At 75.3% G+C, this 21,372-nt stretch carries 15 protein-coding genes; 8 read left to right on the top strand and 7 right to left on the bottom strand.

All coding sequences use genetic code 11. The annotated features are described in order from the left end of the window. Positions 1-48: 48 nt before the first annotated feature. Positions 49-2,085: a hypothetical protein gene (locus tag ACN20G_RS02665; protein ID WP_424211074.1), complete on the bottom strand. Its 2,037-nt coding sequence runs from the start codon at positions 2,083-2,085 to the stop codon at positions 49-51. 944 nt (positions 2,086-3,029) lie between these two features. After that, complete coding sequence (locus tag ACN20G_RS02660) at positions 3,030-3,512, bottom strand: SRPBCC family protein (RefSeq protein WP_424211073.1); 483 nt, start codon at positions 3,510-3,512, stop codon at positions 3,030-3,032. 480 nt (positions 3,513-3,992) lie between these two features. On the opposite strand from ACN20G_RS02660, the gene ACN20G_RS02655 reads away from it, so the two are divergent. Both ACN20G_RS02655 and ACN20G_RS02650 read left to right on the top strand, forming a co-directional pair. Then, positions 3,993-5,789, top strand: coding sequence for an alpha/beta hydrolase (locus tag ACN20G_RS02655; protein ID WP_424211072.1), 1,797 nt, complete (start codon positions 3,993-3,995; stop codon positions 5,787-5,789). Positions 5,790-5,911: 122 nt separating this feature from the next. Continuing rightward, positions 5,912-6,736, top strand: coding sequence for a hypothetical protein (locus tag ACN20G_RS02650; RefSeq protein WP_424211071.1), 825 nt, complete (start codon positions 5,912-5,914; stop codon positions 6,734-6,736). Positions 6,737-6,982: 246 nt separating this feature from the next. Here the strand turns inward: ACN20G_RS02650 and ACN20G_RS02645 are convergent, their stop codons facing one another. Beyond that, a complete protein-coding gene (locus ACN20G_RS02645; protein ID WP_424211070.1) occupies positions 6,983-7,465 on the bottom strand; it encodes a RidA family protein in 483 nt (160 codons plus the stop codon). Between the two features lie 43 nt (positions 7,466-7,508). On the opposite strand from ACN20G_RS02645, the gene ACN20G_RS02640 reads away from it, so the two are divergent. Both ACN20G_RS02640 and ACN20G_RS02635 read left to right on the top strand, forming a co-directional pair. Further along, the gene (locus ACN20G_RS02640; protein ID WP_424211069.1) at positions 7,509-8,078 is read left to right on the top strand and encodes a GNAT family N-acetyltransferase; all 570 of its coding nucleotides are present in this window, start codon (positions 7,509-7,511) and stop codon (positions 8,076-8,078) included. A 169-nt stretch (positions 8,079-8,247) separates the two neighbouring features. Beyond that, positions 8,248-10,221 carry a DUF5107 domain-containing protein gene (locus ACN20G_RS02635; RefSeq protein WP_424211068.1) on the top strand — a complete coding sequence of 658 codons (1,974 nt, stop codon included), beginning with the start codon at positions 8,248-8,250 and terminating at the stop codon, positions 10,219-10,221. 1,251 nt (positions 10,222-11,472) lie between these two features. On the opposite strand, the gene ACN20G_RS02630 is transcribed toward ACN20G_RS02635, so the two are convergent. Further along, positions 11,473-12,282 (bottom strand): methyltransferase domain-containing protein, encoded by an 810-nt coding sequence (locus ACN20G_RS02630; RefSeq protein ID WP_424211067.1) that lies wholly within the window; start codon positions 12,280-12,282, stop codon positions 11,473-11,475. Positions 12,283-12,452: 170 nt separating this feature from the next. On the opposite strand from ACN20G_RS02630, the gene ACN20G_RS02625 reads away from it, so the two are divergent. After that, positions 12,453-13,670 (top strand): pyridoxal phosphate-dependent aminotransferase, encoded by a 1,218-nt coding sequence (locus tag ACN20G_RS02625; RefSeq protein WP_424211066.1) that lies wholly within the window; start codon positions 12,453-12,455, stop codon positions 13,668-13,670. 6 nt (positions 13,671-13,676) lie between these two features. Here ACN20G_RS02625 and ACN20G_RS02620 read toward each other — a convergent pair whose 3' ends face one another. Continuing rightward, positions 13,677-14,327 carry a DedA family protein gene (locus tag ACN20G_RS02620; RefSeq protein ID WP_424211065.1) on the bottom strand — a complete coding sequence of 217 codons (651 nt, stop codon included), beginning with the start codon at positions 14,325-14,327 and terminating at the stop codon, positions 13,677-13,679. Continuing rightward, positions 14,324-15,097: an MBL fold metallo-hydrolase gene (locus ACN20G_RS02615; protein WP_424215342.1), complete on the bottom strand. Its 774-nt coding sequence runs from the start codon at positions 15,095-15,097 to the stop codon at positions 14,324-14,326. The genes ACN20G_RS02620 and ACN20G_RS02615 overlap by 4 nt, the downstream gene beginning before the upstream one ends. A 293-nt stretch (positions 15,098-15,390) precedes the next feature. On the opposite strand from ACN20G_RS02615, the gene ACN20G_RS02610 reads away from it, so the two are divergent. The 3 genes from ACN20G_RS02610 (at position 15,391) to ACN20G_RS02600 (ending at position 19,484) form a co-directional block, all read left to right on the top strand. Then, positions 15,391-15,732 (top strand): hypothetical protein, encoded by a 342-nt coding sequence (locus ACN20G_RS02610; protein WP_424211064.1) that lies wholly within the window; start codon positions 15,391-15,393, stop codon positions 15,730-15,732. A 104-nt stretch (positions 15,733-15,836) separates the two neighbouring features. After that, positions 15,837-17,954: a phage holin family protein gene (locus ACN20G_RS02605; RefSeq protein WP_424211063.1), complete on the top strand. Its 2,118-nt coding sequence runs from the start codon at positions 15,837-15,839 to the stop codon at positions 17,952-17,954. A 78-nt stretch (positions 17,955-18,032) separates the two neighbouring features. Further along, on the top strand, positions 18,033-19,484 hold the full coding sequence (locus ACN20G_RS02600; RefSeq protein WP_424211062.1) for an amino acid permease: 1,452 nt from the start codon (positions 18,033-18,035) through the stop codon (positions 19,482-19,484). Positions 19,485-19,603: 119 nt separating this feature from the next. Here ACN20G_RS02600 and ACN20G_RS02595 read toward each other — a convergent pair whose 3' ends face one another. After that, a complete protein-coding gene (locus ACN20G_RS02595) occupies positions 19,604-21,184 on the bottom strand; it encodes an RNA polymerase sigma factor (RefSeq protein WP_424211061.1) in 1,581 nt (526 codons plus the stop codon). Positions 21,185-21,372 lie beyond the last annotated feature (188 nt).

Genomic DNA, 21,372 nt, shown 5'->3' with positions numbered 1-21,372 from the left:
ACGCCGCCCGACGGCGGCGCGCGTCGCCCCGGGTCCGGGTCGGGGCCCTCAGGCCCCGGCGCCCGACAGGACGCGGGAAGGCTGCAGAACGTGCAGGCGCAGCCGGGTCCCGTGGTCGAGGGTGGCGATGACGGGCCGGCCCTCGGCGTCGTGGACGACGGCCTGGACATGGACGAAGAGGTCCGAGGCCAGCGGGGTCCACATGGTGCTGAAGTCGGTTCCGTCGAGGGGTTGCAGGCTGTGGGCGAGGGTGCCGTCGTCGCGTCGTTGGACGAGGACGACGGCGGTGCCGTCGGGGGTGACGGATGTGGCGATGGGTCCTTGGCCGGGGGTGGTGTCGAGGAGTTCGGGCATGGGGTCCCAGGGCCCGCGGGGGCTGGTTTGGCGGTGGGCGAGGAGCCAGCCGGTGGCGGGTTGGCGGGAGAACATGATCAGGGTGCCGTCGGGTTGTTCGACGAGGGCGACGGGTCCGGCGGGGCGGGGGAGTCGGGTGGCGTAGTCGCGGGTGAAGGTGGTGTGTCCGGGGGTGCGGTGCCAGCGGAGCATGCCGGTGCGGGTGGTGGCGTAGACCTCGGTGCGGCCGTCGCGGGTGGTGATGGCGCTCGCGCCTTCGAGGCTGCCGCCGGCGAGGTCGGTCCAGGGGCCGAAGGTGTCCTCGGTGAGGGCGGTGCGGGCGCTGAGGCCGGTGCCGAAGTTGCGGAGCAGGACTTGTGGTGTGCCTTCGGCGGTGGTGACGGCGACGGGCATGCCCAGGGCGCGGCGGCGGATGGCGTTGGCCCGGTCGTGGGGGCTGCCGAGGACGGTCCAGGTCCCGAAGTCGCCGTCGGGGGAGGTCTGGTGGAGGTGCAGGACCTCGCGGCGGTGGTTCTCGGGGTCGGCGTCGATGTGGTGGCGGACGGCGAACACGTGGATGCGGCCCTGGGCGTCGACGGTGGTGTCCAGGCGCGGCAGGCAGCGTCCCGTGTCGTCGGCGGGCCATGTGCCGAGGGGTTCGGGGCCGGTCCAGGTGTCGCCGCCGGGGGTGTTCTGGGTCCAGACGACGGGGCGGCCGCCGAGGACGGCGAAGGCGGTGAGGCGGTTGTCTCCGCGGAGGCGGAGCCAGGTGGTGGTGCCCTGCCAGCGGTGGGTGGTGCTCTGGCCGTAGTAGCGGTTGAAGGCGCGGTTGCCCAAGGGGCGGTCGCCGCACTCGGCGGGGCCCTTGAGGCAGTCGTGTCCGTCCTCGCCGCCGTAGACGGCGAGGTAGTGGAACTTCTCGGTGGCCGCGGCGGGGCTGAGGTTGTCGGGCTGGAGCTTGTTGCAGTAGCCGACGTAGCTCTCGACGTAGGGCCGGTGGGCGGTGTCGCGTGTCTCGTGGACGCGCAGTGCGGCGAGGCCGAACAGGGCCGCCGCCGTGTGGTCGCTGTTGTCGCAGGGGGTGACGGTGTCGGTCTCGGCCCGGTAGGCGGTGCGCTCGGAGTCCGGGTTCATCACCCGGACGACCGAGGGGCGCACGACGTCGAGGAGGTCGGCGAGGAAGGTGATCAGCCCGGCACGCGTCATCCTGCGTCCGTCCGCACGCCGCGGGATCGGGCTGTCCGCGGGGCGCAGGGCCCCGATGTCGGGGATCGACTCGTGCCAGAGGTTCAGCAGCCGCTCGTTCGGCAGGGCGGTGCTCGTGCGCAGATTCAGGAACACGAGGGTGATCCGCCCGCCTTCGAGGGTGTTGACCTCGGCGGTGACCTTGGTGCCGGTCCCGAGCGTGGCCCGGGTCCACTCCGCACGCCGGTTCCCCGTGACCATGGCCGCGTAGGCGGCGCGGATGCCGTGCTGACGGGCCGCCGTGTAGCCGGGGAAGTCGGGGGTGGCCGTCTTGCGGGCCGGATCGTCGGAGGCCAGATTCAGGCCGTCGCTCTCGCCGGTGGTGAGGTACACGGTGACCATGGGCGTGCCTGCCCGGACGGACTGGAGCAGGTCCGGGGTCATGAAGTACAGATCGTCGTCGGTGTGCGCGCAGATCTGCACGTGCGGCGCGCCCTCTCCGGCGTCCCGGACGGCCCGGAGGCTGTCCAGGGCGGCGGAACTCTCGGAACGACGGAAGAAGCCCATGGCTGGGAGCCCTCTCAGGACTGCGGAGTGCGACCGCAGGGTGGAAACCCCTCCTTCCGTGGTGCGCGGCGGAGGGCCCTCGGACCTGCCTGACGGCGCGTCCGAGCGGGTGAGCGTGTGGGGAGCGAGGACACGGTGATCGATCGGGCCGACGGACCTGGACCTCCGCCGTCTCCCGGGTCAAGAGATGACGAAAGCCCGCCTCACCACAGTCTTATCAGTGACACACAGTGAGGGATCCTCGGCGAAGGTCCTTTCCCGTGTGACCTTCGGATGGCCGGGGTGCGGCGTAGAGGCACGGGCCGGTCCGGGACGCGCGGATTGCGCGGAGCGGGATGGGCCGGGATGGGGCGGGTCGGGATGGGGCCAAGGGGGAAAGGGGTGGTGCGGCACGGAGGGTTCGCGCCGTCGCGCCGTCGCGCCGTCATGTCGGCACGGCCTCAGGCCGTTACGGCGGCGCCGGCTCGTGGGCGCAAGGTGCGGCGGTTTCCGGGCGAGCCGCGCACCGACCCGGCCGGCGCTCGGAAGGCGTGCGCCTGCGGGCAGGGCCGGACCGGACCGGCGTGGCGCGGCGTCATGTGTCCAAGGCGGCCTGACGGCGGGGCTCTTGCGGATCACCCGCGGAGGCGGCCGGCCGGAGTCCCGGAACGCCTCCCGGCCTGGCCGGGAGGCCCGGGAGGGCACGCCCCGCCCGGCCCCGGGCCGGGCTTCCGGGCCGACGTCCCCGATGCCCCCGTCGCCCATGCCACGCCCCGCGGCCTCGGGGCGACGAAGCGGTCCGGGTGCGGGGACCGAGGCCCGGGCGTGGGGTGCACGGGATGCCGATGGGCCGGGAGGCATCGGGACGACGGGAGCGATGGGGTGACGAGGCGGCGGATCGGCGGGCCGGCCCCCGGCGGGATCACCGACCCCGCCGGGGCGGCTCCGCGCCCCGGCACGGTGGCTCAGGCCGTGCCCGTGCCGGTCGTCGCGTCCGAGTCCGCGCCCGACTCCACCTCGGCGGCCAGGTTGGTCAGGAACGCGTCGTAGATCCGCCCCAGGCCCTTGGGGGCGAAGGTCCGCTCGAAGAAGCCGCCGATGCCGCCCGCGCCCTCCCACACCGTGGTCACGACGGCCTTGGAACGGCCCTCCCCGGCCGGCGTGACCGTCCACGTGGTCACCATCGAGGAGTTGCGGTCCTTCTCCACCAGCTGACCGTCCGTCGGCTCCGTCACCTCCAGCAGGCAGTCCCGCACCCGCTTGCTCGTCGCCTGGAGCTTCCAGTGCACGAGGGTGCCCTCACCGTCGCCGCCCTCGCGCACCTCGTACTCGCTGAAGTGCGCGGGAAGCAGCTTGCCGCGGGTCCCGCTGTAGTCCGCCAGGGTGTCGAACACCGTCTCCGCGTCGGCCGCGATGATCCGCTCCGTGGTGGCCTCGACCTGCGCCATACCTGTTCCTCCAGCACTCGTGATCGCTCTTGCGCGGTCAGCCAACCACCTTCCGACCGGCCGCCCAAAATCCGCCCGGGGCCGCCCGCCGACCGTCGCCGCGCCGAACCCGACGCGCCCGGCACGCCGTTCGGCCCGGAGCACGCGGGCCCGACGTGCCCCCGGACCCCCCGGACCCCGCACGCGGGCCCCCCGCGCGCCGTCCATTCGGGGGGCGCACGACGCACCGAGGGCCACGGAGGCGTCAATTCCGGGCCGTTCGGCTCACACCCGGGGGCGAGCCCAAGGGCGCGACCACCCCACCCGGCCCGACGCCGCGCCGACGCCGCGCCCGACCCGGCGCCCACCTCGAACGGGGGTCCGCAGGACCGCGCGGGCGACACGGCGTCACCTCATCGGGCCAATCGACCGCACAATCCCACTATTCGCCCCTCCGGTCCGGGACGATTCCGCCCAGAACCCCCGGCCGGGAGGACCCGCATGCCCCAGACGCCCCCCACACCCGCCCCGCACACCCCCAGCAGCGCACCCACCCCGAGCGCCCGGCAGGCCGCCGGCACTCCGCAAGCCGCCTGCACTCCGCAAGCCGCCGCTACCCCGCAGGTCGCCGGCACTCCGCAGGTCGTCGGCGCCCCGAGCGGTGTGCTCACGGAGACGCCCGAAGGCTCGCGGAGCGTCCGGACCGCCCGTGCACGGCGTACCCGCCGCGCCGGGCGGGTCGGCCGCAACGGGCTCGCCGCGCTCGCCGCCTGCCTCCTCGCCGGCGGCCTGCTCGGCGCCGCACCCCCCGCCGACGGCGCCCCCACGCCCACCCGCGCCCCCGCCCTGCGCTGGACCGACTGCCGGACCGACCGGTACCCCACCCTCCAGTGCGCCACCCTCGCCGTCCCCCTCGACCACCGGCACCCCGAGGGCCGCAGCATCTCCCTCGCCCTCACCCGCGTCCCCCACACCGCGCCCGCCGCCCGCTTCGAGGGCCCCCTCCTCGTCAACCCCGGTGGCCCCGGCGGCAGCGGCCGCGCCCTCGCCGGCCACGTCGCCGCCTCCCTGCCCCGGGACGTCGCGGCCCGCTACGACGTGATCGGCTTCGACCCGCGCGGGGTCGGCGCGAGCACCCCCGCCCTCAACTGCGTCGACGACCACTTCGCCCCCGTGCGCCCCGACAGCGTGCCCTGGGATGCCGCCGACGAGAAGGCCAACCTCGACCGTGCCAAGGACTTCGCGGAAGGCTGCGCCGCCCGGCACGCCGACCTGCTCCCGTACATCGACACCGTCTCCGCCGCCCGCGACCTCGACGTGCTCCGCACGGCCCTCGGCGCGCCCAGGCTCAGCTACCTCGGCTACTCCTACGGCACCTACCTCGGCGCCGTCTACGCCAAGCTGTACCCCGAGCGCGTGCACCGCCTCGTCCTCGACTCCGTCGTCGACCCCACCGGCGTCTGGTACGAGGACAACCTCGCCCAGGACGTGGCCTTCGACGCCCGCCACAAGGCCCTGATGGCGTGGATCGCCCGCAACGACGCCACCTACCGCCTCGGCACCGACCCCGCCGAGGTCGAACGCCGCTGGTACACGATGCGCTCCGAACTGCGCCGCGACCCCGCCGAAGGCGTCGTCGGACCCGCGGAACTGGAGGACACCTTCCTGCCCGGCGGCTACTACGACGGGTACTGGCCGGCCCTCGCCGGCGCCTTCGCCGCCTACTCCGCGCGCGGCGAGACCGCGCCCCTCGTCGCCGCGTACCGCCGCTTCGGCGCCGTCGAGGCCGGCGCCGGCAACAGCTACAGCGTGTACACGGCCGTCTCCTGCCGCGACGCCGGCTGGCCCACCGACTGGGCGACCTGGCGCCGCGACATGTGGACCACCCACGCCAAGGCGCCCTTCATGACCTGGAACAACGCCTGGTACAACGCGCCCTGCGCGTTCTGGCCCCTCGACCCGGCCCCCGCACCCGACGTCACCAACGACAAACTGCCGCCCGCCCTGTTGTTCCAGGCCACCGAGGACGCCGCCACCCCCGTCGGCGGCGCCCGCACCCTGCACGCCAAACTCGCGGGCTCGGCACTCGTCCTCGAAGAGGGCGGCGGCAACCACGGCATCACCCTCAGCGGCAACACCTGCCTCGACCGCAAACTCGCCGACTACCTCACCACCGGCCGCGCCACCGACGGCACCTGCCCCGCCGGCCCGGCCCCCAAGCCCACCGCCACCGGCCGCGCCCTGCCCGAAAGCGCGGGCGGCGCGGCACTCCACGGCCTGCTGGGCTTCCACCGCTGACGGCAGGGGGTGTGGCGGAGTGGGGTGGGGCGGGGTGGGGCCGGTCGGCCGGGCCCCGGTCGGTCGGGGCGTGCGCGAAAACCCGTTGCGCGGGCCCCGGCCCGCCCCGCAGCCTTCGGGGCGTGAACGACGTCCACACCCCCCACCCCACCGACCGGGCCCTGCTCAGGGCCGCGATCCACAACAACACCGCGTGGTGCGCGGCCGTGTGCGCCACCCACGACGTGCCCACCCGCACCACCGCCGGGGTCTGGCACGGCCTGCGCCCGGCCCCGCCGCTCTACCCGGACGCCGTCACCCTCGACCCGGGCCTGCCGCTGGGGCGGGTCCTGGCGGCCCTCGGCGCGGGCGGCGGGCCCGCGCGCGACCTCGCGCGGACCTCGGTCAAGGACTCCCACGCGGACCTCGACCTCACGGCGGCCGGCTTCGACGTCCTCTTCGACGCCCGGTGGATCCACCACCCGGCCCCCGCACGGGGCGGCGCACGGGACGGGCGCCGGGCCGGTTGGTCGCGGGTCCGGACCGCGCCCGAACTCGCGACGTGGGAACGGGCGTGGCGCGGCCCCGAGGGCTCCGACGGCGGCGCCGGTTCCGAGGCCGCGCCGTCCCCGTTCCGACCCGGGCTGCTCGCGCACCCGGACGTCGCCGTGCTCGCCGAGCACGACCCCGAGGGCCGCGTCCGCGCGGGCGCCGTCCTCCACCACGCCGCCGGGGTGCTCGGCGTGAGCAACCTCTTCACGGGCCCCGGGAACGACATGGAGGACATGGAGGGCGGCGGCGCCGCGCGCGGGGAACGGGCCGCGTGGGACGCGGTCCTGGGCTGGGCCGCCCGACACCGGCCCGGAGTGCCCCTGGTCGGGTACGAGTCCGGCGACGCACTTCCCCCGGCCCTCGCCGCCGGCTTCCGCGTCCTGGGCCCCCTCCGCGTCTGGCTGCACCGAGGCTGAGACGACCCACTGCGCGAGGCCGGGGGCGCGTGGGCACGGGTCGCGGGGGCGCGGGGCTGGGCTGGGGCGCTGGGCTGGCGCGGGCGCGGGGCCGGGCGGGCGTGGGTACGCGCGGCTATGAGCCTGCGTGGTCACGGGGGCAGGTGGTCACGGGGTCGGGCGGCCGTGGGGCTGCGCGGCGCGGTTCTGTGTGGTGGTCACGGGGCGGGTCGCTTCACGGGCCCCGCGTGCCACCGGCCCGCGTGGTCACGGGGTCGGGCGTGGGGGGTCCGGGAGGAGGGCCAGGGCCTCCACCTCCAGCAGCAGTTCCGGCCGTACCAGCCCCGCCACCCGCACCGCCGATGACGCCGGCGTCACCCCCGCCGGCAGCGCCGCGTCCCGCGCCGCGCGTACCGCCGGCAGGTGCGCCATGTCCGTCAGGAAGTACGTGAGCTTGATGACGTCGCGGAAGTCGGCGCCCGCCGCCGCCAGGCACCGCCGCAGGTTCTCGAAGACCCGTTCCGCCTGCGCCGCCGGATCGCCCACGCCCACCACCGCGCCCGACTCGTCGAACGCGCACTGCCCGGAGATCGCCGCGAACCGCCCGGTGCCCCAGACCACATGGGCGTACCCGTTCCCCGGGGCCACCCCCTCCGGCGCGGTCACGCGCGTCAGCCGATCGCCCTCGACGCCGTCCGCCGGGGCGTGGGCCGCGTCGTGGGCCGGTGTTCCGTTCGTTCGCGTGGTCATGGCGACGATCATGCCGCACCAGCCCTTTCGTAGGCTCGATCCCATGTCCGACGCCTTCCCGCTCGCCACCGGCCCCCGCACCACCCTGCACGCGCTGCGCGCCGAGGACTCCGCCGAGTTCACCGCCGCCGCCCGGGCCGCCCGTTCCCTGCACGGCACCTGGCTCGCGCCGCCCGTCGACGCCGAGACCTTCGCCGCGTGGGCCGGCCCGCTCGTGGCCGGCGAGACCCGCGCCGGATTCCTGCTGCGGGACCGGAGCGACGGCGCCCTCGTCGGCTTCGTCAACGTCAACAACATCGTGCGCGGCGCCTTCCAGTGCGGCGCCCTCGGCTATGGCGCCTTCCCGCCCGCCGCCGGCACCGGCCGCTTCGGGGAGGGCTTCGGCCTGCTGCTGCGGCACGCCTTCGCGGGGCCCGACGGGGGTGGTCTCGGCCTGCACCGGCTGGAGGCCAACATCAGGCCCGGCAACGACGCCTCCCGCGCCCTCGTCCGCCGGCACGGGTTCCGTCTGGAGGGGCTCTCCCCGGACTTCCTCTTCGTCGACGGCGCCTGGCGCGATCACGAACGCTGGGCCCTCACCGCCGAGATGCGCCCCGAGCCCGCGAACTCCTGACGAGAGGGCGTGGAGGAGGCGTGGAGGGGGAGCCGGCGGGTCGTCACCGACCGGACGCGCGTGCGGAGCGGGGCCCGCGGCCCAGGTCGGGGGCGTTTTGCGCAATCCTGACCGGCCCTGATCCACGGAACCCCTGTGCAGCGCACGGATCGGAGTGTTCCATGCCCTCATGGCCACAGTCGTCCGTCGCACCACCCTCACCCTCCCGGCCGCCCCCCTCGGTCCGGAGAACCCCCTCCCGCCCCTGCACCCGCTGCCGGACCCGCACGTGCTCGACCCCAGGGCCCGTGAGGGGATCCCGCCGGACATGGCCTACCAGATGGAGTGGGCACCGCCGTTGCGCTCTCTGTTGCCCGTCCGTGTCCTCGACGGCTACGGACGCGAGCGCACGGAACGGGAGTTCACCGCGATCGTGCTGGAGAACGAGCAGCTGAGGGCCACCGTCCTGCCCGAACTCGGCGGCCGGATCGTTTCCCTCGTCGCCCTCGACGGGACGCCGGAGGGTCGCGAACTGCTGCACCGCAACCCGGTGTTCCAGCCCGCAGCGTTCGCCCTCAACGGGGCCTGGTACGCGGGCGGCATCGAATGGAACATCGGCACCACCGGCCACACCACCCTCTCGTGCGCTCCCCTCCACGCGGCCCTCGTACCCGCGCCCGACGGCGGCACCATGCTGCGCCTGTGGGAATGGGAACGCCTGCGGGACCTCCCCTTCCAAGTCGACCTCTGGCTCCCCGAGGACTCCGCGTTCCTCTACGCCAACGTCCGCGTCCGCAACCCCCACGAACGCACCCGGCCCCTGTACTGGTGGTCCAACACCGCCGTGCCCGAGACCCCCGACACCCGGGTCCTCGCCCCCGCCGACCACGCCTGGCACTTCGGCTACGACCGGTCCCTGCGGCACGTGCCCGTCCCCGCCTGGGAAGACGTCGACCGCACCTACCCCGAACGCTCCGGCCACCCCGCCGACTACTTCTACGACCTGCCGCGCGGCGCCCGCCCCTGGATCGCCGCCCTCGACGGCACCGGCCGCGGACTCGCCCAGACCTCCACCGACACCCTCCGGGGCCGCAAGCTCTTCCTCTGGGGCAACGGCCCCGGCGGTCGACGGTGGCAGGAATGGCTCAGCCCGCACGGCGGCCCCGGCTACGCCGAGATCCAGGCCGGTCTCGCCCGCACCCAGCTCGAACACGTACGCCTCGAAGGCGGCGCGCAGATCACCTGGACCGAGGCGTACGGCCCCCTCGCCTGCGATCCGGCGCTCGTGCACGGCGAGGACTGGGACGCCGCCGCCGGCGTCGCCGCCGAAGCCCTCGAAGCCGCCCTGCCCCGCGACCACCTCGCCCGCGCCCACGCCGCGTGGCTCCCGCACGCCGACACCGACCCCGGCGAAGCCCTCACCCGGGGCTCCGGCTGGGGCGCCCTCGAAGTGCTGCGCGGACGACTCGACCTGCCCGGCACCCCGTTCGACGAGGAGGATCTGGGAGAGGAACAGCGGCCCTGGCTCGAACTCTGGCGGGCCGGCTCCCTGCCGCGCCCCAGGCGGCCCCTCCCGCCCGGGCCCACCCTCGTCGCCGGCCACTGGCGGGACATGCTGGAGACCGCCTCCGCCGATCCGCTGACCGAGTACCACCTCGGCGTGGCCCAATGGCACGCCGGAGACCGCGCCCAGGCCGTCCGCAGCTGGGAACGCGGCCTGGCCCTCGCCCCCTCCCGCTGGCCCCTGCTGCGCTGCCTCGCCGTCGCCGAACACGCCCTCGGCGACCTCGGGCGCGCCTCGGCGCTCTACGAGCAGGCGTTCGCCGACCTCATGGACGAGAGCCGGGGCGACGCCGACTGGGCCCCCGCCGAATCCGCCCTCGGCCGCGAGGCGATGACCGTCCTTCTCGCCGCCGGCCGCCCCGCCGGCGCGCGCGCCGTCTGGGAACGCCTCTGCCCCGCGATCCGCGACCACGGCCGCTTCCGCCTCCTGGCCGCGCGCCTCCTGGCGGCGGAAGGCCACGCGGCGGCGGCGAAACGCCTCTTCGACGACGGCTTCGAAGTCCCGGACCTGCGGGAAGGGGAGGAAATACTGCACGAGGTCTGGTCGGAGCTCACGGACCACCCCCTGCCGGCCCGCTACGACTTCCGCATGCGGCCGTAGGTTGGGGGAGGCGGTGTGGGGTGGGTGCCGTCGGCCGGGTGCGGGCCGTGGGTGGTGTGGTGGGTGGCTGGTGTGGTGTCGGGTCGTTCCCGTCAGCCCGATCGTCTCGCGTCGTCGGGGACGGCTTCAAGGGCGCTCCCTTCGGTCGCGTCGCTGCGCGATGGCGCTGCGCGCCACCCTTGACCCCGTCCCCGCCGACGCAAGCCAACCGTTCTGCCGGCACCGCCCCCAATCCGGAAAGAAACGTGCCGGGCGGAGGGACCGGCCGCGCCCAAGCCCGTCCCCTACCTGCGGGTCGGCCCGTGGAAACGCACCAGGCCCGGCCGAGCCAGGGACGCCCATGCGCCAGACGGCTGGGGCATGTGCTGGCGCACCAGGCCCACCGCGCCCGGGACGCCCACGCGTCAGACGGCAGAGGCATGTGGCAGCGCACCAGGCCCGCCGCGCCCGGGACGCCCATGCGTCAGACGGCTGAAGCGCGCGGTAGCGCACCAGGCCCGCCCTGCCCGGGGACGCCCACGCGCCAGACGGCCGCTCGACGTGGCGACACGCCGGGTGGAACTCAGTCAGACCCGCCAGGTGTCAGACGGCCGCCCCGTGGGGCACACCAGCCCGGCCTCAGCCGGGCCCGCCAGGTGTCAGACGGCTGCCCGACGTGGCGACACGCCGGGCCGGTCGCAGTCAGGCCCGCCAGGTGTCAGGCGGCCGGGGCTTGTGGCGCACGACGGGCCCGCACGGCCCGAGAATGCCTGGTGGGTGCGGCGGGTGGCGGGGCGCACGGTCGCAGTTCATGGGGCGGACCACGTCAGCCGCCCCCGGGCCTCTCGCCTGCCGTGGACCAACCCCGACCCCGAGCGAACCGGCGAACGGCCCCGGACCCCAGCCCGCTGCCCCCTCCGCCGCCCCTGGGAAAAGCTTTTGACCTACCCGCCGCCGGCAGGCGGCCACCCCTGCCACGCACCAACCCGCAGACGGCGACGCGGCCCCCGCCCCGGTCCCTCCCCGCCGCCCCCGGGAAAGGCCGTTGACCTGCCCGCCGCCGGCAGGCGGCCACCCCGGCCGCGTACCGGCCCGCAGACGGCGACGCGGCCCCCGCCCCGGTCCCCTCCCCGCCGCCTCCGGGAAACGCCGTTGACCTGCCCGCCGCCGGCAGGCGGCCACCCCGGCCACGAACCAACCCGCAGACGGCCACTCACCGCGCCACGAACCGACCCGTCCCGCCCCCGCCCGTCCCGCCCCCCCGCCCGCCGGCTAGGCCACGCAGCGGATTTCGCCGTTCAGGACCGAGAACCACGCGTCCGGGGACGCGCCCCATGTGTGCCAGGCCGTGGCGATGGACTGGAGGTCCTCGGGGGTGGCGTGGCCCGTGGCCACGGCCTTGGCCGCGTAGTCGGACTGGGTGGTGCGGTCCGCCCAGAGGCCGGACCACCAGGCGATCTCGTCGGGCCGGGCGAAGCACCAGGACGTGGCCGTGGAGCGGATGTCGGTGAAGCCGGCCTCGCGGGCCCAGGCCGTGACGCGGCGGCCCGCGTCGGGTTCGCCGCCGTTGGCGCGCGCCACCGATTCGTAGACCTTCAGCCAGTGGTCCAGGTCCGGGACCGCCGGGTACCAGGTCATCGCCGCGTAGTCGGCGTCGCGGGCCGCGACCACGCCGCCGGGGCGGGTGACCCGGCGCATCTCGCGCAGTGCCGCGACCGGGTCGGACAGGTGCTGGAGGACCTGGTGGGCGTGGACCACGTCGAAGGAGTCGTCGGGGAAGTCCAGGGCGTACACGTCGCCCGTGGCGAACTCCGCGTTGCGCGCCCCGCGCTCCGCCGCCGCGGCCCGCGCCTTCTCGACGACCTCGGCCGAGGCGTCGACGCCGACGACCGAGCCCTCGGGGCCGACCAGGTGCGCGAAGTCGGCGGTGATGGTGCCCGGCCCGCAGCCCACGTCCAGGACGCGGGCGCCGGGGCGCAGGTCGGGGAGGAGGTAGGCGGCCGAGTTCTCGGCGGTGCGCCACTGGTGGGAGCGCAGGACGGATTCGTGGTGCCCGTGGGTGTAGACGGCGTCGGTGCTCATGCGGTGGTCCTCCTCGACCTCGCCCGGTTGACGTGGTTCCACCGTAGGGGATCATTCACATGCTGAGAATCGCGTATCGGGATATGAGATGTGGTGTGCGCGAGAGGTGGGGTGGGAGGTATCGGGCTATAAAGGGCGAAGGTTTCGTCCCGGGCGGAGAGGCGGCGGTCGTGGTGGAGGGTGCTCCCGAGGGCCACGGGCCGGTGCGGTACGGGCCGCCCGCCCCCGAGGCGGGGCTGCCGGCGCTGCCCGCGCTCGTGGAGATCCTGGCGGACGCGGCGCGGACCCGGATCACCCCGGAGCCGCCGGGCGGGGGCCTGGCCCTGCGGACGGCGGCGGCCGGGTACTTCGAGCGGCGCGGGTTGTCGACGACGGCGGACCGGATCGCGGTGGGGCCCGGGGCGCCCGCGTTGTTGTTGGCGTTGCTCGGCGCCACCTCGGGGGAGGTGCTGGTGCCGCGGCCGTCCCCGGCGTGGTGGGCGCCGCAGATCCGGATGTTGGGACGGCGGGTCCATCACGTGGCCACGCCCGCCGAGTGCGGGGGGATCCCGGATCCCTTCGCCCTGCTGGAGACCGTGCGGCGGATCCGGGACGAGGGGGGCCGGCCGCGGGTGCTCGTGCTGTCCCCGGCCGATGATCCGACGGCCACGGTGGCCCCGCCGGAGGCCCTGCGCGAGACGTGCGAGGCGGCGGCGGACGCGGACCTGTTCGTGATCAGCGACGAGACCTGGCGGGACACCCTGTTCGGGCCGCATCGGCTGACGGTGTCGCCGGCGAGTCTGGTCCCCGAGCGGACCGTGGTGCTGGTGGGGCTCGGGGGAGCGGTGATGCCGGCCGGTTGGCCGGTGGCCGTGGCCCGGTTCCCCGCCGGGTCCGCGCGGGCCCGGACCCTGGACGTGCTGACGGCGATGGGGCACGGGCCGGCCGGGCCGGTCGCGGAGGTGGCCGCGTTCGCCCTCGACGATCCGCCCGAGGTCCGCCGCCGGGCCGTGGACGCGGCCCGGCTGTACGGGGTGCTGGGGGGCGCCGCCCACCGGCTGCTGACCCGGGCGGGCGCGCTCGCCCGCCCGCCGCGCTGCGGCCGGCACCTGTACGCGGACCTGGGCCCCTTCCGCGCGACCCTGGCCCGCCGGGGGGTGACGGACGCGATGGAGCTGGAGGACTGGCTCGGGGACCGGCTGGGCGTGCCCACCCCGGGCGGGCACCGGTTCGGCGACGACCTGGGCGCGCTGCGCGTGCGGCTGTCCACCGGACTGCTGCTGGGGGCCGACCCGGGCGGTCGGGCCCGGGCCCTGGGCGCGCCCGACCCGCTCGACCTGCCCGCCGTCGGCGCGGGGCTGGGGGCCTGGTCGGAGGTGCTCGACGACCTCCGGCGGGACGGGCGCTGAGCGCGTTCAGCCGCTGTCCGCCTCCGGCTCGCCGCCCCGCAGCCGGCGCCACAGGGCCGGGGCCACCGAGACGGCCACCGTGAGCCCCACGGCCAGGGCCACGCCCTGCCAGGGCTCCGCGAAGACGCTGCCGCCGACCAGGCCGATCACCCCGTAGGTGGCCGCCCACGCCGCGCACGCGGGCAGGTTGCCGCGCGCGAAGCGGGCCGTGGGCATGCGGGCCAGCAGGCAGGCGACCATGACGGGGATCCGGCCCGCCGGCACCAGCCGGGAGAGCACCAGCACCGTCACCCCGTGGCTGCGCAGCCGTTCCTCGGCCTGCGCGATGCGCTCCGCGCCCGCCCGTCGTCGCAGGCCCTCCAGCAGGCGGGAGCCCTTGCGGGAGGCGACTCCGCGCCGGCCGAGCCAGTACAGGGTGAGGTCGCCCGCGAACGCCGCGAGGGTGGAGACCACCGCGACCGCCGCGAGGCCGAGCAGGGGCGAGGAGTGGTGCAGGGCGACCACGGCGGCCGTGCTGACCAGGGCCCCGGTGGGGATGACCGGCACGAGCGCCCCGATCGCGACGAGCAGGAACAGGGCCGGGTAGCCCACCGCCTGCTGGGTGCTCTCGGTGGGGGTGACCTCGGCGATCCGCAGGGTCCACTCGGCGACCCTCACGGCCACACCGTCCCGCGGCCCTGCTCGACCACCCGCACCGCGACCCGGGGGGCCAGGGCGGCGGTCAGCCGCCGGAACTCCTCGCCCGGGCCGTGGAACTCGTGCGGGCGGACGGCGTCGAGGCCGATCGGCCAGTACGTGCCCCAGTGGATCGGCACCGCCAGCTCCGGGCCCAGCGCGGCCACGAGCGCGGCGGCGCGGTGGGGGTCGAGGTGGCCCGGTCCGAGCCGGGGGCCCCAGCCGCCGACCGGCACCAGGGCCACGTCCACCGGTCCCAGGACCCCGGCGGGGTCCTCGAAGGCGGCGGTGTCGCCCGCGAACCAGGTGCGGGCCGAGCCGGTGACGACGAAGCCCAGGGGCGAGATCCGCTGCGGCCCGACCGGCAGCCTGCGGCCGTCGTGGTGGGCGGGCACGGCCCGCACCCGCAGGTCGCGCACCTCCGTCTCCTCGCCCGCCACCACCTCCCGCAGCTCCGCCCCCCGTGCCCGCAGCACCCGGGCCAGGCCGGGCACGGCCCGCGCCGTTCCGCGCGGGGCGAGGACGAGGGTGCCGGGGGCGAGCCGGGCGAGGGAGGGCGGGTGCAGGTGGTCGGCGTGCAGGTGGGACAGGAGCACGAGGTCGGCGACGGCCGCCCCGGGCGGGGGCGGGGCGCCCCGGCGGCGGCGCAGGTGGGCGAGCCGGGCCGCGAACAGCGGGTCGGTGAGCACCCGCACCCCGGAGTCCACCACCGCGCACGTCGCGTGCCCCCACCACGTGATCTCCACCGACACCCTGGTCACCTCCCGCTCCCGCACCGACGATCGGGGACGATCGGAAACGGTGCTCGGACGCTCGTTCGTGCTCTCGCTGTGTTCATGTTCCCCCGGACGATCGATCGATGATGATCGGTGTCGGTCGGCGAGGGCGTTCCTCGGCGTGTCGTGCGGATCGGCCAAGGCCCGGATCGGCCCAGGTGACCGCCGCCCCTTCGGCCCCCGACCACGGGCGGAGGCACCTACTCCGGCCATTTTCCGGCCGGGCCGCCCCTCCTGCGCCCCCCCCGAACGGAGTAGGGTCGGGCGCCATGGACGAGCTGCGCGTGGCGGCCCTCGCCAGTCTGACCCCGCCGGCCGCCGCCGACGAAGACCCCCTCTCCGACCCCCGCACCCAGCAGGCCCTCTGCGACCGGTGGGCCGCCGACCAGGGGTACGTGATCACCCGACAGCTCCTCGGCTGGGGCATGAGCCCCGACCACCGCGGCCTGTGGGCCGACGTGGACGCCGGACAGATCGACCTCTTCGTCACCCCCAGCCGCCGGGTCCTGGCCCGGATCGTGCGCTCGGTGGAGGAGTTCACGGCGGAGTGCGCCCGGCGCGGCATCCGCCTGGAGACCGTCCGCCCCGAGGAGCCCGACCCCGCGCCCTGAGCCCTCCCGCGCCCCCGCGCGCCGGGGCCCGCGCGCTCGTCGTCCGCGCGTCGACTGTGGCAGCCTGGCAGGTCGGGGACCACGGTGGACGCGGACGGTGGGATGTGCGGCGGCAACGATGGCGGGCGGCGGGCGCCGCGCTCTTCCGGGTGCTCACGGTGTGGGCCGCCTCCACCCTGACCCTGCTCGTGCTGGCCGCGCTCCTGCCCGACTTCCGCCTCCAGGGCGACGCGGGCGACAGCCTCACCCGGGTCGCCCTCACGGCGGCCTGGGGCGCCGGGGCCTTCGGCCTGCTCAGTGCCCTGGTCTGGCCGGTCCTGGTGCGGGCCCTGCTGCTCGTGCCCGCCCTGGTCCTGGCCCTGCTCGTGTTCTTCCTCAACGGCTCGCTGCTGCTGATCGCCCTCGGCCTGATCCCCGACGGACGCGGCGAGGCCGCCCCGCAGACCGCCGTCGTGGTCGCCGCCGCCATGTCGGCCGTGGCCTCCGCCACCGGCGGCGCGCTCGCGGTCCGCGACGACGAGGCATACCGGCGCCGGCTGCACCGGCTCGCCGACCGCACCCGCCGCAGACGGCGCCGCGCCGGACTGCCCGGCGCCGACGAGTCCACCCCCGGCCTGCTCTTCCTCCAGCTCGACGGCGTCGGCCACGCCGTGCTGCGCTCCGCCGTCGACCGGGGCCTGATGCCCACCGCCGCCGGCCTGCTGGAGCGCAGCCACCGGATCGCGCCCTGGCGCACCGACTGGTCCAGCCAGACCGGCGCCAGCCAGCTCGGCATCCTGCACGGTTCCAACCACGACGTGCCCGCCTTCCGCTGGTACGAGAAGGACACCGGCCGGGTCGTGGTCTGCAACCGGCCCGGCAGCGCCGCCCTCCTGCAACGCCGCGCCGTGCACCGCACCGGCCGGCGCGGGCTGCTCGCCGTGGACGGCGCCTCCCGGGGCAACCTGTTCGCCGGCGGGGCCCGCGAGGTGGCCCTGGTGCTGTCCGTCTCCGCCCGCCGGGGCCGGGCCACCCGCTCCCGCGCCGGCTACTTCACCTACTTCTCCGACCCCGCCAACGCCGTCCGCACCGTGCTCTCGCTGGTCGCCGAGGTGTTCCGGGAACTCGGCCAGGGCCTGCGGGCCAGGATCCGCCGCGAACGACCCCGGGTCTCGCGCGGCGGGCTCTACCCGCTGATCCGGGCCTTCGCGACGGTGGTGGAACGGGACGTGGTGGTCGCCGCCGTCATCGGCGACCTGCTCGCCGGCCGCGCCGCCGTCTACGCCGACCTCGTCGGCTACGACGAGGTCGCCCACCACTCCGGGCCCACCGGCCGCGACACCGACAAGGTCCTCGCCCGCCTCGACCGCAGCCTCGCCCTCCTCACCCGCGTCGCCGACACCGCCGCCCGCCCGTACCGGATCGTGCTCCTGTCCGACCACGGCCAGAGCCCCGGCGCCACCTTCCTCGGCACCTACGGCCTCACCCTGCGCGACCTGGTCCGGGTCGGCTGCGGCCTGCCCGTCTCCCGCAAGGCCCGGGGCACCCGCAGCGGGGCCGAGGCCAGGGCCGAGGTGCTGGCCGCCCTGCACCGCCCCGTCGAACCCGAGGAGGGCGAACGGGCACCCGACGCGGGCGGCGAACCCGTGGTGCTGGCCTCCGGCAACCTGGGCCTGATCACCTTCCCCGAACTCCCCGGCCGCGCCGACCGGGACTGGATCCGGCGCGCCCACCCCGGCCTCCTCGACACCCTCGCCGGGCACCCCGGCATCGGGTTCCTGCTCGTCGACGGCGAGGTCCTGGTCGGGGACCGGTCCGCCCGGCTGACGGACACCGAGGCCGCCCGCGCCCTGCTCGCGCCCTTCGGCCCCGGCGCCCTCGAAGCGGTCCGGCGCACCGACGGCTTCCCGCACGTCGCCGACATCATGGTCAACTCGGCCCACGACCCGGCCCTGGGCACCGTGCACGCCTTCGAGGAGCAGATCGGCTCGCACGGCGGCCTCGGCGGCGCCCAGAGCCGGCCCTTCCTGATGTGGCCCACGAGCCTGAGCGAGCCCGTGCCCGAGCCGGGGGAGCACGAGCTGGTCGGGGCCGAGGCCGTGCACGCGACCCTCGCCCGCTGGATCGCCGAGTGCGCCGCCTTGTCCGAGCCGCCGATCCCGCCCGAAGGATCCCCGGCGGGATCCCCCGAACGGCGGAACCCTTCCTTCCACGACCCCCTCCCGGCGGACGAAAGTCGATGATTTGGCGCACACTTCGGGCGTAACGGACGATGTGTCCACCTGTCCGCCATGTGAAACACCCCCGGGGGCCCCGGACCCGTGAGCACCACCCGAGACGACCAGTCACCCGCACCGCGGGCCGAGCCGACCGCCGGCCCCGCCACCCCCGCCGACGGCGGGCCCTCCCACCCCGAGGCCCCCCGCACCGACGCCGACCAGGGCGGCCCGCACGCCCGCCGCTTCGGCCTGCCGACCGCGATCTGCCTGGTCATGGGCAACATCATCGGCGGCGGCATCTTCCTGCTGCCGGCCTCCGTGGCCCCCTTCGGCACCATCAGCCTCGTCGCCTTCGGCGTCCTCACCCTCGGCGCGATCGCCCTCGCCCTGGTCTTCGGCCGGCTCTCCGCCCGCCTCCCGCAGACCGGCGGCCCCTACGTGTACGCCCGCGCCGCGTTCGGCGACTTCGCCGGCTTCCTCGCCGCGTGGAGCTACTGGATCACCACCTGGGTCTCCAACGCGGCCCTGGCCGTCGCCGCCGTCGGCTACCTCGCCGTGCTCTTCCCCGCCGTCGGCGCGCACGCCTGGTCCATGTGCCTGGGCGCCCTCGCCGTGCAGCTGCTGCCCGCCCTCGCCAACCTCGCCGGCACCCGCTACGTGGGCGCCGTGCAGCTCGTGGCCACCGCCCTGAAGTTCGCCCCGCTGCTGCTCGTGGCCGTCGGCGGGCTGTTCTTCTTCGACCCGGCCAACCTCGGGCCCTTCCGCGCGAGCGACCAGAGCCCGATCGGCGCGGTCTCCGCCGCCGCCGCGATCCTGCTGTTCAGCTACCTCGGCGTGGAATCCGCCGCCGTCAGCGCCGGCGAGGTCCGCGACCCGCGCCGCAACGTCGGCCGCGCCACCATCCTCGGCACCCTCGGCGCCGCCCTCGTCTACCTGCTGGGCACAGTGGCCGTGTTCGGCCTCGTCGCCCACGACCGGCTCGTGGACTCCACGGCCCCCTTCACCGACGCCGTCAACGCCATGTTCGGCGGCACCTGGGGCGGCACCCTCGTGGCCTGCGCCGCCGTCGTCTCCATGATCGGCGCCCTCAACGGCTGGACCCTGCTCAGCGCCCAGACCCCGTACGCGGCGGCCAAGGACGGGCTCTTCCCGAAGGTCTTCGAGACCAAGCGGCGCGGGGTCCCGGTGGTCGGCGTGCTCGTCACCCTGGTGCTGGCCTCGGCGCTGACCGTCTACAACTACACGGCCGGCTCCGAGGGCGTCTTCGAGATGCTCGTGCTGGTCACCACCTTCACCGCCACCGTCCCCTACCTGCTCTCCACCGCCGCCCAGATCTTCTTCCTGGCCACCGGGCGGGGGGACGAGGTGGACCGGGGCCGATTGGCGCGGGACGCCGTCCTGGCGGTGCTCGCGTTCGGCTTCTCGATGTGGCTGGTGGCCGGCTCCGGCTACGCCGCCGTCTACCAGGGCGTGCTCTTCCTCTTCGGCGGGGTCCTCGTGTACGCCGTCATGGCGGGCCGCAAGAAGGCCCGCGGGCCCCGCGCCGCCGACTGAGCGGCCCGCGCGGCGCACGACGACGGGGTCGGCCCCCGCGAAAAGCCCCTCCAGGGGTTTTCGCGGGGGCCGACCCCGTTCGCGCGTGATGCCGCGCCCCTCGCGGGACGCGGGCCCGATCAGTCCAGGTAGTCGCGCAGCACCTGGGAGCGGGACGGGTGGCGCAGCTTCGACATGGTCTTGGACTCGATCTGCCGGATCCGCTCCCGGGTGACCCCGTAGACCCGACCGATCTCGTCCAGCGTCTTGGGCTGGCCGTCGTTGAGGCCGTAGCGCATGGAGACCACGCCCGCCTCGCGCTCCGAGAGCGTGCCCAGGATGGACTGGAGCTGCTCCTGGAGGAAGGTGAAGGAGACCGCGTCGGCCGGGACGACCGCCTCGGAGTCCTCGATGAGGTCACCGAACTCGCTGTCGCCCTCCTCACCCAGCGGGGTGTGCAGGGAGATCGGCTCGCGCCCGTACTTCTGGACCTCGATGACCTTCTCGGGGGTCATGTCGAGTTCCTTGCCCAGCTCCTCCGGGGTGGGCTCGCGCCCGAGGTCCTGGAGCATCTGGCGCTGCACGCGGGCCAGCTTGTTGATGATCTCGACCATGTGGACCGGGATGCGGATGGTCCGCGACTGGTCGGCCATGGCACGGGTGATCGCCTGCCGGATCCACCACGTGGCGTACGTGGAGAACTTGAAGCCCTTGGTGTAGTCGAACTTCTCGACCGCGCGGATCAGGCCGACGTTGCCCTCCTGGATCAGGTCCAGGAAGAGCATGCCGCGGCCGGTGTAGCGCTTGGCCAGCGAGACCACGAGGCGGAGGTTGGCCTCCAGCAGGTGGTTCTTGGCCCGACGCCCGTCCTCGACGAGGATCTCCAGCTCGCGCTTGAACATCGCCTCGTGGTCGGACTCCTCCTCCAGCTTGTACTCGGAGAAGAGACCGGCCTCGATCCGCTTGGCCAGCTCCACCTCCTGCTCGGCGTTGAGCAGGGGCACCTTGCCGATCAGCTTCAGGTAGTCCTTGACCGGGTCGGCGGTGGCACCGGCGACCATGACGGTCTGCGCCGGCGCGTCGTCGTCGTCATCGTCGGACAGCACGAAGCCCTGGGGGCCCTTGGCGGGCTCCTCCTCGGCCTCCTCGGCGAGGTCCTCGAAGACCTCGTTCTCCTCGATCTCCCCGTTCTCGCCGGGATCGGCGTCCTTCGCGGTGGTCTTCTTGGCGGCCGTCTTCTTGGCCGCGGTCTTCTTCGCGGTGGTCTTCTTGGCCACGCGCTTCTTCGGCGCGGCCGGGGCCTCGGCGGACTCCGCGGAATCGGCAGATATCGCCGCCGCGGCGGCCACCGGGGCGGTCGCGGTCCTGGTGACCGTGGAACGGGTGGTCACCGAGGAAGCGCCGGCGGCGGTGCGGGTGGGCGCCGCCGCCTTCTTGGTCACCGTGCGAGCCGGGGCCGCGGCCTTGCGGGGCTTCTTCGCGGCGGCCTTGGTCGCGGGGGCGGCGCTCACGTGCAGCGCGACGCCCTCCTCGTCCAGGACCTGGTTCAGGCTGCGCAGGACCCGCTTCCACTGGTCCACCGGGATGCGACCGGCCTCGAAGGCGGTACGCACGTCGTCACCGTTGATGTGACCCTGCTCGCGGCCGTGCTCGACGAGAGCGACCAGGGCCTCGGAATCGGCGATCTCCGGAGGGAACGTACGGGACGGGCTGAGCGACACAAGGAGCCTCTCGTTGCGAACAGACAAGGACGGGCGGGACATCATCGCGCGAACTCGGGAAACAGACCCGAGGGGGGTCGGTATTCCGGGCCGCACGAGGACACCGGGGGATTCATCGCGAGCCCGAGTCGATTCGTTACGCGCTGAATTGAGTGACCTGCACCACGTCGGTCCCGGGGAACCACCGG

Source organism: Streptomyces dryopteridis (assembly GCF_049606955.1).
Classification (GTDB): Bacteria; Actinomycetota; Actinomycetes; order Streptomycetales; family Streptomycetaceae; genus Streptomyces.
This window is presented reverse-complemented; position numbering and strand designations above follow the sequence as displayed.

Coding starts and splice junctions, on each gene's coding strand:
- ACN20G_RS02660 (WP_424211073.1), bottom strand. CDS start 3,512: ATGGCGCAGGTCGAGGCCACCACGGAGCGGATCATCGCGGCCGACGCG.
- ACN20G_RS02645 (WP_424211070.1), bottom strand. CDS start 7,465: ATGACCACGCGAACGAACGGAACACCGGCCCACGACGCGGCCCACGCC.
- ACN20G_RS02635 (WP_424211068.1), top strand. CDS start 8,248: ATGGCCACAGTCGTCCGTCGCACCACCCTCACCCTCCCGGCCGCCCCC.
- ACN20G_RS02610 (WP_424211064.1), top strand. CDS start 15,391: ATGGACGAGCTGCGCGTGGCGGCCCTCGCCAGTCTGACCCCGCCGGCC.
- ACN20G_RS02655 (WP_424211072.1), top strand. CDS start 3,993: ATGCCCCAGACGCCCCCCACACCCGCCCCGCACACCCCCAGCAGCGCA.
- ACN20G_RS02630 (WP_424211067.1), bottom strand. CDS start 12,282: ATGAGCACCGACGCCGTCTACACCCACGGGCACCACGAATCCGTCCTG.
- ACN20G_RS02640 (WP_424211069.1), top strand. CDS start 7,509: ATGTCCGACGCCTTCCCGCTCGCCACCGGCCCCCGCACCACCCTGCAC.
- ACN20G_RS02665 (WP_424211074.1), bottom strand. CDS start 2,085: ATGGGCTTCTTCCGTCGTTCCGAGAGTTCCGCCGCCCTGGACAGCCTC.